Source organism: Geodermatophilus ruber (assembly GCF_900114385.1).
Taxonomy (GTDB): domain Bacteria; phylum Actinomycetota; class Actinomycetes; order Mycobacteriales; family Geodermatophilaceae; genus Geodermatophilus; species Geodermatophilus ruber.
This window is the reverse complement of sequence record NZ_FOSW01000005.1, coordinates 18,887-32,546: the sequence shown is the minus strand read 5'-3', so window position 1 is coordinate 32,546 and position 13,660 is coordinate 18,887. Positions and strand designations below refer to the sequence as shown.

Below are 13,660 nucleotides of genomic sequence, written 5' to 3'. Positions count from 1 at the left end.
GCCCCCAGCGGGGGGCCTCCGACGCACGACGCCCCCCGCCCGGATCGGACCGGGCGGGGGGCGTCGGAGCGGGAAGGGGCGCCTCAGATGGCGACGCCGCGCTCCCGCAGCCACGGGAGCGGGTCGATCTTCTGCCCGTTGAGACCGCCGACGTGCACCTCGAAGTGCAGGTGCGGGCCGGTGGACTGGCCGCGGTTGCCCAGCAGCGCGATGGTGTCGCCGGCCCGGACCACCTGGCCGGGCTGGACGAGAATCTCGTCCATGTGCCCGTAGACGGTGACGTCGCCGTTCTCGTGCTGGAGGTACACCGCCAGGCCGTAGCCGCTGGCCGGGCCGGCCTCGAGGACGATCCCGTCCATGGCGGCGTACTCGGGCGTGCGCATCGGCGCGGCGAGGTCGATGCCGGAGTGCATGGTGCCCCAGCGAAGACCGAAGCCGCTGGTCAGCCGGGCGCCGGCGACCGGCAGCACGGCGTCGGGACGCGCGGCCTCCGCGGCCGCCTCCGCGGCCAGCCGGTCGGCCTCGGCCTGGACCTGTGCCGCGGCGGCCTGCTCGGCCTCCCGCGCGGTGCGGCTGGCGGTCATCTCCCCGAGCCGCGCGGCCGCGTCGGACTCGATGGCGGCGGCCTGGGAGCCGCCGTCGAGGCCGAGCTCCTGGGCGACGCTCACCGAGTGGCTCCCCGCCTCGGTGGAGTCGGCCTGGGCGACGCGGTCGTCGGTGGTGACCAGGCCCAGGCCGACCGCGCCGACGAGGGCGGCGGCCAGGTACATCGCCGGCCGGCGGGACGCCGGCGGCGGGACGGGGCGGCGGCGCCGCAGCCCGTGCCGGGCCCCCGGCGCGCCCCCGCTCCCGGGAGCCGGCCGAGCGTGGGCGGTGCGCCCCTCGGGCAGTCCCTCGATTCCGGCGAGCGCGGCGGCCTCGGCCTGCCCGGTGAGGCCGGCGAGGTCGGTGACCTCGGCCAGCTCCTCGGCCGGTCGCGGCCGGCCCCGGCCGGCGGCGCGCGCGGCGGCGGCCGTGGCGGTCACCATCCGCCGGCTCCTCGCCAGCACCCTGGCGCCCGTCGAGAGCGGGTTGCTACGGGTTCCGGACGCCGGCGCTTCCCCGGTGCGCTGCGTCGGGATGGTCCTGAGCGACGTCGCCTGCGCCGGGTCCGGAGTCCGCTGCGCGGAGGGGACCCGAGCCGTGTCGACAGGGGGGACGGAGCCCTCGTCGGGCGCCGACCCCTCGTCGAGGCGACGGTCGTGCTGGAGCGAAGTCATGCACCTGGCTTCCGGAGGGGACAGGGACGTCGTGCGGTGCCCGACGGGCGAGCGGGACCCATGTAAACACGCAGTTATCGGTTCGTGATTCGCGAAACCGGGTATTCACCTGCAGTTTTGTGGCACATGCCACTAAGCCTCATCGATGTCATTCGCCTGTCCGTGTATCTGGCATGACGGAGCGTGAGCGACTCGCCGGGCCCCAGGGGAAAGCGGCGCGATACGGCTCATTCAGGGCAGAAGGGCCCTGCCGAAGCCCTTCGGCGTCGATCCGAGGAGTACCCGCCCATGCGCGCAGTGACCTGGCACGGCCGAGCCGACGTCCGCGTCGACACCGTGCCCGACCCCACGATCAAGGAGCCCACCGACGTCGTCATCGAGGTCACCTCGAGCGGCATCTGCGGCTCCGACCTCCACCTCATCGAGGTGATGGCGCCGTTCATGACCGTCGGCGATGTGATGGGCCACGAACCCATGGGCATCGTCCGCGAGGTCGGCTCCGAGGTGACCGCCGTCCGGCCCGGGGACCGGGTCGTCGTGCCCTTCAACATCTCCTGCGGCACCTGCTGGATGTGCTCCCAGGGCCTGCAGTCGCAGTGCGAGACGACGCAGAATCGCGAGCAGGGCTTCGGCGCCTCGTTGTTCGGCTACACGAAGCTCTACGGGCAGGTGCCCGGGGGGCAGGCAGAGTACCTGCGGGTGCCGTTCGGCAACACGCTGCCGATCAAGGTGCCCGACGGCCTGCCCGATGACCGCTTCGTCTACCTCTCCGACGTGCTGCCCACCGCCTGGCAGGCGGTGCAGTACGCCGGCATCCCGGACGGCGGCAGCGTGCTGGTCCTGGGCCTCGGCCCCATCGGCGACATGGCGACCCGCGTCGCGAAGCACCTGGGCGCCGGGCAGGTCATCGCCTCCGACGTCGTCCCGGAACGCATCGCCCGAGCCCGGAGCAACGGCGTGACGGTGATCGAGTCGACGAAGCAGGAGGACGTCGTCGCGCAGGTGCGCGACCTCACCGACGGTCGGGGCCCGGATGCCGTGATCGACGCCGTGGGCATGGAGGCGCACGGCTCGCCGCTGGCCGAGCTCGCGCAGAAGGCCACCGCGATCGTGCCCGACGCGATCATGGAGAAGGTCATGCAGGTGGCCGGCATCGACCGGCTGGCCGCGCTCAACACCGCCATCGAGGCGGTGCGCCGCGGCGGCACGATCTCGCTGTCGGGCGTCTACGGCGGGGCGACCGACCCGCTGCCGCTCATGCGGATGTTCGACAAGCAGATCCAGCTGCGGATGGGGCAGGCCAACGTGTGGCACTGGGCGCCCGACATCCTGCCGCTGCTCACCGAGGGCGACCCCCTGGGCGTCGACGACTTCGCGACCCACCGGGTGCCCCTCGAGCAGGCACCGGAGGCCTACGCCAACTTCCGGGAGAAGAAGGACGGCACGGTCAAGGTGCTCCTGAAGCCCTGAACCCGCACCGTGTGAGGAGACCCACCCGGCGCCCCGGGCATGTCTGCCCGGGGCGCCGCCTTGGCTCCGGAAGGGGTCGCTCCCGGCCCCTGGCAGGACGACGACGTCCGCCGCACCGTCCCTGCCGTCCAGCCTTGGAGCCGCTCCCGTGCCCCGCGCCCTGCTCGCCCTCGCCATCGGCGCCTTCGGGATCGGGACCACTGAGTTCGTCGTCATGGGCATGCTGCCCGAGGTCGCCGACGACCTGGGCGTCTCGGTCTCCGCCGTGGGCATGCTCATCTCGGCCTACGCCATCGGTGTCGTCCTCGGGGCTCCCACCCTGACCGCCCTGGGCGTGCGCTTCGCCCCGCGACAGACGCTGATCGCGCTCATGGTGGTCTTCGTCGTGGGCAACGCGCTGTCCGCGCTGGCCCCCACCTACGAGACGCTCGCCGCCGCCCGCGTGCTCACCGCGCTGGCCCACGGCTCCTTCTTCGGCGTCGGCGCGGTGGCCGCGCGCCGGCTGGTCACCCCGGACCGGGCCACCCGGGCGATCTCGCTGATGATCGTCGGCCTCACGGTCGCCAACGTGATCGGCGTGCCGCTGGGCACCTACGTCGCCCAGCAGAGCAGCTGGCGGCTGGTCCTCGGCGGGATCGCCGTCATCGGGCTGGTGACGATCGCCGGCCTGCTGGCCTGGCTCCCCCGGGATGTCGGTGAGCGCGGCGACCTGCGCGCCGAGCTCGCCGCCTTCCGCCGCAGCCAGGTGTGGCTCGTGCTCGGCGTGACCATGATCGGGTTCGCCGCGATGTTCGCCGTCTACAGCTACGTCAGCCCGATCCTCACCGAGCTCGGCGGCATCCCCACCCCCTGGGTCACGCCGGTGCTGGCGCTCTTCGGCATCGGCACCACCGTCGGCACGCTCGCCGGCGGCCGCATCGGCGACCGGTACGGGATGTCGTTCGTCGCGGTCGGGATGGTCGCGCAGGCCGTCATCCTGGTGGCGTTCGCCTTCCTCGCCCGCACCCCGGTCGCGGCGGTCGCGCTCCTGGTGCTGTTCGGCACCGTCGGGTTCGCGATCGGGCCGGTGGTGCAGAACGGCGTCATCGAGGCGGCGCGGGTGCGCGGCGGCAGCCTGGTCTCGGCGGCCAACCAGGGCGCGTTCAACGTCGCCAACGCCCTCGGCGCCGCGCTCGGCGCGCTGGTCCTCTCCGCGGGCCTCGGCTACACCGCCCCGATGTGGGTGGGCGCGGTCCTGGCCGTGCTCGGCGCCGGGATCGCCGTCCTCGCCCGGGCGGCGGGCCGGCGGGCGGACGACGCGACCGCGGCCGGCCCTCCGGCGGCCGTCGAGCCGGTCGGCACGGCGGTCTAGCGGCCGGGAGCGGGGCCCAGCACCCGGTCGAGGTGGGCGTTGGCCAGCACCCCGTCGGGGTCCAGCCGGTCGCGGACGGCGAGGAACTCGTCGAACCGCGCGTAGCGCTGCCGCAGCACCGCGGCGTCCAGACCGTGCAGCTTGCCCCAGTGCGGCCGGCCACCGACCTCCCCGGCGATCGCCTCCAGCGCGCCGAACCAGGGACCGGGGTCGGTGCCGGCCGGCACGTGGGCGGCGATGTAGGCGGTGTCGCGGCCGGACGCCGTCGACAGCGGGATGTCGTCGGCGGCGGCCAGCCGGACCTCCACGGGGAACGCGGTGCGCCAGTCCCCGGCCTCGTGCACCCGGCGCAGCTCGGCGAGGACCGCCGGGGCGTCGCCGCGTGCGACGGCGTACTCCATCTCGAGGAACCGCACCCGCCGGCGGCTCACGAAGACCCGGTGGGAGTGGTCGGTCCAGCTGCGCGGGCCGAGCGCCCGCGCGGAGAAGCGGGCCAGCGGCGGGACCAGCGCCGGCACCCGCCGGCCGGCGGCGACCACCCCGGCGAAGGCGCCGTTGGCGAGGATCTCGTCGTCCCACACCGCCCGCCAGCGGGGCAGGGGATCGAGCCCGTCCGCGAGCGGCATCCGGGTGTGGCACTTCAGCAGCGTCGCGTCGGTGTGCGGGAACCAGTAGAACTCCACGTGGTCGGTGGAGGTCATCAGCGCCTCGAACTGCTCGAGCGCCGCGGTGAGCGTGCCCGGGCCCTCGACCGCGTGCAGCGCGAACGCCGGTTCGGCCTGCAGGGTCACCGCCGTCACCACGCCGAGGGCGCCCAGCCCCACGCGGGCGGCGGCGAAGACCTCGGGGTGGGTGGCGGCGTCGCAGTGCAGCACCTCCCCCGCCGGTGTCACCAGCTGCAGCGCGCGCACCTGGGTGGCCAGCCCGCCGAACCGGGCGCCGGTGCCGTGCGTGCCGGTGGCCAGGGCGCCGGCGACGGTCTGCCGGTCGATGTCGCCGAGGTTGGTCAGCGCCCAGCCGCGCCGGCACAGCTCGGCGGTGAGGCGGTACAGCGGCGTCCCGGCGCCGACGGTGACCCGCCCGTCGGCGCCGACCGTGACGGCGCGCAGCTCGTCGAGGAGCAGCTGGACGTCCTCGGGCCGGCCGATGGCGGAGAACGAGTGGCCGCTGCCGATCGGCCGTACCCGCCGTCCCGCCTCCGCGGCGGAGCAGAGGACGGCAGCGACGTCGTCGACCGAGGAGGGGCGCACCGCGGCCACGTCGGCCCGCTGGTTGCCGCTCCAGTTGCGCCAGCGCGTGGGAGCGCCGGGCAGAGCCGTGTCAGCCGCCACCCGCTCCACCTCCCTGGCCGGTGACGCGCACTCTGCATCGGGGCGACAGTGCAGGTCAACCGCCGGGTCAGGGGGTTGACCCTCCGCTGCCGGACGGCCACGCTCGCCGGGTGAGCCGTGCCTCCGCTCGCTCCGCCGAGGCCGCCCGGGCCCGCCTGGACCGGGCGACGGCCGACCTCGACCCACCCTTCGCCGTCGTGGACCTCGACGCCCTGGACGCCAACGCCGCCGACCTCGTGCGCCGGGCGGGGGGCAAGCCGGTCCGGGTGGGCAGCAAGTCGGTGCGCAGCCGGCCTGTGCTGCGCCGGGTGCTGGCCCGCCCGGGCTTCGCCGGCGTGCTCGCCTACTCCCTCGCCGAGGCGCTGTGGCTGGCCGCCGGCGACGACCCGGTCAGCCACGACGTCGTCGTCGGCTACCCGACCACCGACCGCGGGGCGCTGCGCGCGCTGGTCGCCGACGAGGCGGCCGTCGCCCGGGTGACGCTGATGGTCGACTCCCCCGCGCAGCTCGACATCGTCGACGCCGTGGTGCCGCCGGGCCGGCGAGCGCCGGTGCGGATCTGCCTGGACGTCGACGCCTCGCTGCGGGTCGCCGGCGGCCGGGTGCACCTGGGCGTGCACCGCTCCCCCGTGCACGAGCCGGCCGAGGCCGCCGCGCTGGCCCGCACGGTGGTCGCCCGCCCCGGGTTCACCCTCGTCGGCCTGATGTCCTACGAGGCGCAGATCGCCGGGGTGCCGGACGCGCCACCCCGGCGGCCGGCGCGCGGCCTGGCGGTGCGGGGGATGCAGGCGCTCTCGGCGCGGGAGCTGGCCGGCCGGCGGGCCGCGGTGGTGGCGGCGGTCTCCGCGGTGGCGCCGCTGGAGTTCGTCAACGGCGGCGGCACCGGCAGCCTCGAGCGCACCGCGGCCGACCCGTCGGTGACCGAGCTGGCCGCGGGCTCCGGCCTGTACCACCCGGCGCTGTTCGACGGGTACCGCGCCGTCGCCGGGCGCCCGGCCGCGTTGTTCGCGCTCCCGGTGACCCGGGTGCCGGCACCGGGCACCGCGACCGTCGCCCACGGCGGGTGGATCGCCTCCGGCCCGCCCGGCGACGACCGGCTGCCGCGGCCGGTGTTCCCTGCAGGGCTGCGCCTGCTGGGCACCGAGGGCGCGGGCGAGGTGCAGACCCCGCTGCGCGGCCCCGCCGCGCACCGGCTGGCCGTGGGCGACCGGGTGTGGTTCCGGCACCCCAAGGCCGGGGAGCTGTGCGAGCACGTCACCGTCCTGCACACCGTGGCCGGGACGGTGCGCACCGGCACGGCCCAGACCTACCGGGGCGAGGGCCGCGCCTTCGGCTGAGGACGCCGCCGCGGCTCAGGCCGGGATCGGCTGCGCCGGATGCACGGCGACGGGCGACGGCCTGAACCCCTTGACGATGAGGTAGCCGGCCAGGCTCATCTCCCAGGCGAACACGGGCAGCGCGGCCAGCATGCCGAGCGAGGAGACCTGGTCGTAGAGGCCGAACATGATCGCGGTCGACGAGAGGAGGACGAGGGGGCCTCCGACGAGCCCGATCCCGGCGATCCAGCGGGGCACGAGCCGCGACCGGTGCATCAGCCAGGCCAGCAGCAGGCTGTTGAGGCCGATGACCAGGCCCGGCCCGAGCAGGAACGACCAGTCGTGCAGGGCGACGAGCGACCTCCCCGCGGCGACGAGCGCGTCGTCGTCCGTGCCGGGTGCTCCCCCGGAGCTCCGGCGCAGCGTCACCACCGACAGGACGCTCAGGATGCCGACGACGATGATCGCGGCCTCGAGCAGGCGGCCGCAGACGTAGCCGAGGGCGACGCCGTGGTCCTGCCGCTTGACCACCGGGTACAGCGTGACCGCGGTGCCGATGCAGGAGACGGCGAGGACCAACTCCAGGAACCCACCCACCAGCACCTGCGTGTCCGCACCGGAGCCGAGAACGTAGCCCGGGTCGCCGAGCAGCGGCTGGTAGAGCGCCAGCGCGACGATCGCGGTGACCGCCGCGACCAGGAAGAACACACCCGCCGCGACCGCGGCCGCTCTCGTCGAACCCATGGCTGCAGGCCACCTCTCCGGAAGGCAGGTGTACGGCGTACACCAGATGTCGAGACCGTAGGTGTACGCTGTCCACCTCGTCAAGGCCCGCGGGCCTCGTGCCACGCCGGGAGGGGTCACCGATGGCTCAGCAGGCGGAGCCGCCACGCCGCACCCCCCTGAGCAGGGAGCGGGTGCTGCGCGCCGCGGTCGCGCTGGCCGACGAGGCCGGGATCGGCGCGGTCAGCATGCGCAGGCTGGCGCAGCACCTCGGCGTCGTCCCCATGGCGCTGTACAAGCACGTCGCGGACAAGGACGAGCTGCTCGACGGCATGGTCGACCTCGTCCTCGGCGAGATCGACCCGCCCCTCCCGGCCTCGGACGTGAACTGGCAGAGCGCGGTCCGGAAGCGCCTGCTCTCGGCGCGCCGAGCGGTGCTGCGTCACCCCTGGGCGCGGCAGGCGATCGAATCCCGCACCCGCAGGACGCCGGCGGTGCTCGGGTACATGGATTCCCTGGCCGGCATGTTCCACGCCGGGGGCTTCACCGCCGACCTGACCCACCACGTCATGCACGCCCTGGGCAACCGCATCTGGGGCTTCAGCCCCGAGCTGTTCGACGAACCGCGGGACGACGACGCGCCCGGCCCCACCCCGGAGGCGCAGGAGGCCGTGGCCCGCGAGTTCGCGGAGCGCTATCCCCACATCCTGGAGATCGCCCTGGCCGCCACCGCCGGCGACCCGGCCGGCGTCGGACGGGGCTGCGACGAGCAGTTCGAGTACGAGTTCGCGCTCGACGTCCTCCTGGACGGGTTCGAGCGACTCCGGCGGGAGGGCTGGAGCTCCCGCCGCGAGCCCTCCCGCTGATCAAGGGGCCGCCGGGAGATCAGCGTGCGCGCTCCACGCGGGCCTCGTCGAACACCGCCTCGGTCGTCTCGTACACCCGGCCGTCCGCGCCGAAGACCAGGAACCGGTCGAAGGAGCGGGCGAACCAGCGGTCGTGGGTGACGGCCAGCACCGTGCCGTCGAAGGCGGCCAGCGCCTCCTCCAGGGACTCCGCCGACAGCACGTCGAGGTTGTCGGTCGGCTCGTCGAGCAGCAGCAACGTGGCGCCGGACAGCTCCAGCAGGAGGATCTGGAACCGCGCCTGCTGCCCGCCGGAGAGGGTGCCGAACAGCTGGTCGCCGGAGTCGGCCAGGCCGTAGCGGCGCAGCGCGGCCATCGCCCGGCCGCGGTCGACGCCCGAGCGGCCCGGCTCCCCGTGCCACAGCAGGTCGACGAGGGTGCGCTCCTGCCAGTCCGGGTGGGCGTGGGTCTGGGCGAAGAAGCCGGGGACGACGCGCGCGCCCAGCCGCCAGGAGCCGGTGTGCGCCACCTCCTGCCCCGCGAGCAGCCGCAGGAAGTGGGACTTGCCCGCGCCGTTGGCGCCCAGCACGCCCACCCGGTCGCCGTACCAGACCTCCAGGTCGAAGGGCCGCATCAGCCCGGAGAGCTCCAGCTGCTCGGCCATCACCGCCCGCACCCCGGTGCGCCCGCCGCGCAGCCGCATCGCGACCTCCTGCTCCGGCGGGCGGTCCGGGGGCGGGCCCGCCGCCTCGAACTTGGCCAGCCGGGTCTGCATCGCCCGGTAGCGGGAGGCCATGTCCGGCGAGTTGGCCGCCTGCTGCTGCAGGGTGCGCACCAGGTCGACCAGCCGCTGGTGCTCCTCCTCCCAGCGCCGGCGCACCTCGGCCAGCCGCTCGTGCCGGGTCCGCCGCGCCTCGGCGTAGCCGGCGAACCCGCCGCCGTGCACCCACGCCGTCCCACCCTCGACGGTGACCACCCGATCGGCCACCCGGGCCAGCAGCTCCCGGTCGTGGCTGACGAACAGCACCGTCTTGCGGGTCTCCCGCAGCCGCTGCTCCAGCCAGCGCTTGCCGGGGACGTCGAGGTAGTTGTCCGGTTCGTCGAGCAGCAGCACCTGGTCGGGCCCCTGCAGCAGGGCCTCGAGCGCCAGCCGTTTCTGCTCCCCGCCCGAGAGCGTGGCCAGGTCCCGGTACTTGCACCGGTCGTAGGGGGCGCCGAGCGCGGCGACGGTCACGGTGTCCCAGACCACCTCGGCTTCGTAGCCGCCGACGTCACCCCACTGGCCGAGCGCGTGGGCGTAGGCGAGCTGCGCGGCGTCGTCGTCGGTCTCCATGAGGGTCAGCTCGGCGGCCTCGACGGCCTCCCACGCGGCCCGGACGGCGGGCGGGGCCAGGTCGACCAGGAACCGCTGGACGGTGGTGCCGTCACGCACCGAGCCGATGAACTGGCGCATCACGCCGAGCCCGCCGCTGCGCGCGACCGTGCCCGCCTCCGGGGACAGGTCGCCGGCGACGATCCGCAGCAGCGTCGTCTTGCCGGCGCCGTTCTCCCCGACCAGCGCCGCGCGGGCGCCCTCGCCGACGCGGAAGGAGACCTCGTCGAGGAGGACCCGCCCGTCGGGGAGGGTGTGCCGGACCCCGGTCACGTCGACATAGCCCACCCGGACATCCTCCGGGCCGGGGCAACCGGGTTTCGGCGGTCAGCCGACCGACAGCAGCCGCTCCCGCGCCAGGCGCTCGACCAGTTCCGGCAGTGCCGTGACCGGGACCCCGCTCAGGTCCCGGCGGCAGTTGCGCACGACGGTGCCGATCACCTGTGGCCGCAGCCGGGCGTGGAACTCGTCGGCGAGCCGGGCGACGGCCTGGTCGACGGCCGGGTCGTCGGTAACGGGCACGGTGCTCGTCATGCGGTGGGCCCCTTCGTGGCGGCATCCCGGGGTGCGGGAGGGAAGAACCGGGGACGGCCCCGGCCGTGGCTTCTCCACCGTTCCCGGCAGTGGCCGACGGCGCCAGGGACCTAGGTCATCGAGGCCGCCGGCGGCGGGGTCAGCTGCCCGTGTCCCGGCTCAGCAGGATCTGGTGCATCCGGCGGGCCACCTGCGCCACGGCCGGTGGCCGCGGCTCGTCGGACGGCCGCTCCTCCAGGCCGTCGACCAGCGCGCGCAGCGCGTCGGCGAGCACCCGGAGCTCCCGCTCCACGGCCGCGAGCCGGGCCTCGGCCGACCCGCCGCCCGCCGCCTCCCCGGCGGGCCGGTCCGGCGGCTCCCCCTCCGTCGACCCGCGCGGAGGCGGGACGGGCCGGAGCACGTCACGCAGCCCGGCGGGCAGCTGGGCGACCAGGTGGTCGATCTGGTCGGTGGAGGTCAGCTCCTCGAACGCCGCCGTCACCTGCGCCGCCGCCGTCCGCGCGCGCGGCTCCGGGATGAGCGCCTCCTGGGCCAGCGCGGCGGTGAACCGGCCGGGGTCGTAGCGCACCGGCACCTGGTGCGGCACCCAGCCCTCGAAGAACAACCCGCGGAGCACCAGCGGCAGCTGGGCGGAGAAGTGCGCCGCGACGTCGATGCCGAGCCGGTCACGGACCCGGTGCAGCCAGGCCCGCAGCACCCGGTAGGCGAACTGCTCGTCCTCGGTGCCCAGGTGGATGGCCACCGTGCGCAGCCAGAGCTGGGCGGTCTGCACGCCGTGCGCGAGCGGGTCGGAGGAACGCCGAGCGGTCATCGTCATGGCGGCCTCCGGAGACGTGCTTCCGCGCAGCCAGGCTGCTCCGCGACGCCGGCCCCCGGTCAGGGCCGAACGGCCCGCGCCGGGGCCCAGGGCCCCTGTCGGTACGGGAGGACAGGGCCGACCATCCGAGGAGACCACCGGCCGACCGCTGCGGCCGCGCCGGACGGGAGGTGTGCGCGGTGCCCTTTCTCGACCGCACGGACGCCGGTCGGCAGCTCGGCCGGCGGCTGGAGCCGCTGCGCGCAACGGACGTCGTCGTGCTGGGGCTGCCCCGCGGCGGGGTGCCGGTGGCGGCCGAGGTGGCCCGGGCCCTGGATGCGCCGCTGGACGTCATCGTCGTCCGCAAGCTGGGCGCGCCCTTCCAGCCCGAGCTGGCCATGGGCGCCGTCGGTGAGGGTGGGGTCACCGTGCTCAACCAGCGCGTGCTGCGCATGGCCGGGATCGACGACGACGAGATCACCTCGGCCGAGCAGCGGGAGCGCGCCGAGCTCGAGCGCCGGGCGCTCCGCTTCCGGGGCGACCGCACCCGCGTGCCGCTGACCGGCCGGACGGCCCTGATCGTCGACGACGGGATCGCGACCGGTTCCACGGCGCGCGCCGCGTGCGCCGTCGCCCGCGCGCAGGGCGCGACCCGCGTCGTCCTGGCCACGCCGGTGTGCGCCCCCGACAGCGCCCGCGCGCTCGCGGCCGAGACCGAGATCGACGAGGTGGTCGCGCTGGAGCTCCCGCGCCTGTTCGCGGCCGTCGGGCAGTTCTACGAGGACTTCCGGGCCACGGAGGACGAGGAGGTCGTCGACATCCTGGCGCACACGCCGCGACCGGCGGAACGGGCCCCGGCCGGGGAGCCTCCGCCGCGCGACGAGGAGGTGACGGTGCCGGCCGGCGGCGGGCGGCTGGCCGGCTTCCTCGCGGTGCCCCCGGAGGCGCGCGGGCTCGTGGTCTTCGTCCACGGCAGCGGCAGCAGCCGGTACAGCCCGCGGAACCGGTACGTCGCCGAGGTCCTCCAGCAGGCCGGCCTGGGAACGCTGCTGTTCGACCTGCTGACGCCGGCCGAGGAGGCGCACCGCGCCCACGTCTTCGACATCGAGCTGCTGGCCGGCCGGCTGGCCGAGGTGTCGGCCTGGCTGCGGGAGCTCCCCGCCCACCGCACCCTGCCGATGGGCTGGTTCGGCGCCAGCACGGGGGCCGCCGCCGCGCTGTGGGCCGCGGCCGAGCCCTCCGCCGACGTCGCGGCGGTGGTGTCCCGCGGTGGGCGACCCGACCTGGCCGCGGCACGGCTGGGCGAGGTCCGCGCCCCGACGCTGCTGATCGTGGGCGGCCGCGACGCCCAGGTGCTCGAGCTCAACCAGTGGGCGCAGGCGCGGCTGCGGGGCGAGAACGAGATCGCCGTCGTGCCGGGGGCGACCCACCTGTTCGAGGAGCCGGGCGCGCTGGAGCAGGCGGCCGCGCTCGCCCGCGACTGGTTCGTCGCCCACCTGGCGCGCACGCCCCAGCCCAGCGGGTAGGGGTCGGGAGCGCGCCGTGGCCGCGGGACCGGTGACGCTGTTCCTCTGCGGCGACGTGATGCTCGGCCGCGGCGTGGACCAGGTGCTGCCGCACCCCGGTGACCCGCGGCTGCACGAGCGCTCCGTCCGCGACGCCCGCGCCTACGTGCGCCTGGCCGAGGAGGTGCACGGCCCGGTCCCCCGCCCGGTCGCGCCGTCCTGGCCGTGGGGCGAGGCGCTGCGGGTGCTCGACGCCGCGGCGCCCGACGTCCGGATCGTCAACCTCGAGACGAGCGTGACCCGCAGCGACGACTTCGCGCCGGGCAAGGCGGTCCACTACCGGATGCACCCGGCCAACCTCGCCGCCCTGACCGTGGCCCGCCCCGACGCCTGCGTCCTGGCGAACAACCACGTCCTGGACCTGGGCGTCCGCGGCCTGCTCGAGACCCTGGAGGTGCTCGAGGGAGCCGGGCTGCGGGGCCCCGGGGCGGGCCGGGACGCCGCGGCGGCGGAGCGGCCGGTGGTGCTGCCGGCCGGCGGGAACCGGAGGGTGCTGCTGGTCGCCGCCGGCTCGCCCTCCAGCGGGATCCCTCCGCACTGGGCGGCCGGCCCGCACCGGCCGGGGGTCGCCTACCTCCCGGCCCTCACCGATGCCGCGGCCGACGCGCTGGCCGAGCGGGTGCGCGGCCTGCGCCGGCCGGGGGACGTCGTGGTGGCGTCGCTGCACTGGGGGTCGAACTGGGGCTGGCCGGTGCCCGAGGAGCAGGTGCGCTTCGCCCACCGGCTGGTCGACGGCGGGGTGGACGTCGTGCACGGCCACTCCTCGCACCACCCGCGCCCGATCGAGGTCTACCGCGACCGGCTGGTCCTCTACGGGTGCGGCGACCTCGTCGACGACTACGAGGGCATCGGCGGGCGCGAGCAGTACCGCGACGACCTCCGGCTGGCCTGGTTCGTCACCGTTGACGCGGACTCCGGGTGCCTGGCCGGGCTGCGGATGGTGCCCCTGCAGGCGCGGCGGCTCCGGCTGGAACCGGCCGCCGCGGAGGACGTCGGCTGGCTGGCCGCGACGCTGACCCGGATCAGCGCGGGATCGGCGTCGGCCATCGAGCCGGCGGCGGACGGCAGCCTCGTCCTGCTCGCCCGGTGAGGGCGCGG

At 75.7% G+C, this 13,660-nt stretch carries 12 protein-coding genes; 6 read left to right on the top strand and 6 right to left on the bottom strand.

Annotated elements, in window-relative coordinates; translation table 11 throughout:
- Nucleotides 1–83 precede the first annotated feature (83 nt).
- Nucleotides 84–1,028 carry a M23 family metallopeptidase gene (locus BMZ50_RS09675; protein ID WP_091323704.1) on the bottom strand — a complete coding sequence of 315 codons (945 nt, stop codon included), beginning with the start codon at nt 1,026–1,028 and terminating at the stop codon, nt 84–86.
- 519 nt (nt 1,029–1,547) lie between these two features.
- Here BMZ50_RS09675 and BMZ50_RS09670 point away from each other — a divergent pair.
- Nucleotides 1,548–2,729 carry a zinc-dependent alcohol dehydrogenase gene (locus BMZ50_RS09670; protein WP_091323702.1) on the top strand — a complete coding sequence of 394 codons (1,182 nt, stop codon included), beginning with the start codon at nt 1,548–1,550 and terminating at the stop codon, nt 2,727–2,729.
- Between the two features lie 148 nt (nt 2,730–2,877).
- Entirely contained in the window at nt 2,878–4,080 is a 1,203-nt protein-coding gene (locus tag BMZ50_RS09665; RefSeq protein ID WP_091323700.1) for an MFS transporter, read from the top strand.
- On the opposite strand, the gene BMZ50_RS09660 is transcribed toward BMZ50_RS09665, so the two are convergent.
- On the bottom strand, nt 4,077–5,411 hold the full coding sequence (locus BMZ50_RS09660; RefSeq protein WP_245753514.1) for a D-arabinono-1,4-lactone oxidase: 1,335 nt from the start codon (nt 5,409–5,411) through the stop codon (nt 4,077–4,079). The genes BMZ50_RS09665 and BMZ50_RS09660 overlap by 4 nt on opposite strands.
- Before the next feature lie 110 nt (nt 5,412–5,521).
- On the opposite strand from BMZ50_RS09660, the gene BMZ50_RS09655 reads away from it, so the two are divergent.
- Nucleotides 5,522–6,748, top strand: a complete 1,227-nt coding sequence (locus BMZ50_RS09655) for an amino acid deaminase/aldolase (protein WP_091323697.1) — start codon at nt 5,522–5,524, stop codon at nt 6,746–6,748.
- 15 nt (nt 6,749–6,763) lie between these two features.
- Here the strand turns inward: BMZ50_RS09655 and BMZ50_RS09650 are convergent, their stop codons facing one another.
- Nucleotides 6,764–7,471, bottom strand: a complete 708-nt coding sequence (locus tag BMZ50_RS09650) for a DUF4386 domain-containing protein (RefSeq protein WP_091323694.1) — start codon at nt 7,469–7,471, stop codon at nt 6,764–6,766.
- Nucleotides 7,472–7,593: 122 nt separating this feature from the next.
- Here BMZ50_RS09650 and BMZ50_RS09645 point away from each other — a divergent pair, with 122 nt between their 5' ends.
- On the top strand, nt 7,594–8,316 hold the full coding sequence (locus BMZ50_RS09645; protein ID WP_091323692.1) for a TetR/AcrR family transcriptional regulator C-terminal domain-containing protein: 723 nt from the start codon (nt 7,594–7,596) through the stop codon (nt 8,314–8,316).
- 19 nt (nt 8,317–8,335) lie between these two features.
- Here the strand turns inward: BMZ50_RS09645 and BMZ50_RS09640 are convergent, their stop codons facing one another.
- From BMZ50_RS09640 to BMZ50_RS09630, 3 genes are all read right to left on the bottom strand, one after another.
- Entirely contained in the window at nt 8,336–9,955 is a 1,620-nt protein-coding gene (locus tag BMZ50_RS09640) for an ABC-F family ATP-binding cassette domain-containing protein (protein WP_091323690.1), read from the bottom strand.
- A gap of 39 nt (nt 9,956–9,994) precedes the next feature.
- Nucleotides 9,995–10,201 (bottom strand): three-helix bundle dimerization domain-containing protein, encoded by a 207-nt coding sequence (locus BMZ50_RS09635; RefSeq protein ID WP_091323688.1) that lies wholly within the window; start codon nt 10,199–10,201, stop codon nt 9,995–9,997.
- Between the two features lie 139 nt (nt 10,202–10,340).
- The gene (locus BMZ50_RS09630) at nt 10,341–11,018 is read right to left on the bottom strand and encodes a DUF2267 domain-containing protein (protein ID WP_218146184.1); all 678 of its coding nucleotides are present in this window, start codon (nt 11,016–11,018) and stop codon (nt 10,341–10,343) included.
- 179 nt (nt 11,019–11,197) lie between these two features.
- Here BMZ50_RS09630 and BMZ50_RS09625 point away from each other — a divergent pair, with 179 nt between their 5' ends.
- Together BMZ50_RS09625 and BMZ50_RS09620 are read left to right on the top strand one after the other, a co-directional pair.
- The gene (locus BMZ50_RS09625) at nt 11,198–12,523 is read left to right on the top strand and encodes a phosphoribosyltransferase family protein (RefSeq protein WP_091323685.1); all 1,326 of its coding nucleotides are present in this window, start codon (nt 11,198–11,200) and stop codon (nt 12,521–12,523) included.
- Between the two features lie 16 nt (nt 12,524–12,539).
- Nucleotides 12,540–13,652, top strand: coding sequence for a CapA family protein (locus tag BMZ50_RS09620; RefSeq protein WP_091323683.1), 1,113 nt, complete (start codon nt 12,540–12,542; stop codon nt 13,650–13,652).
- Nucleotides 13,653–13,660: the final 8 nt, after the last annotated feature.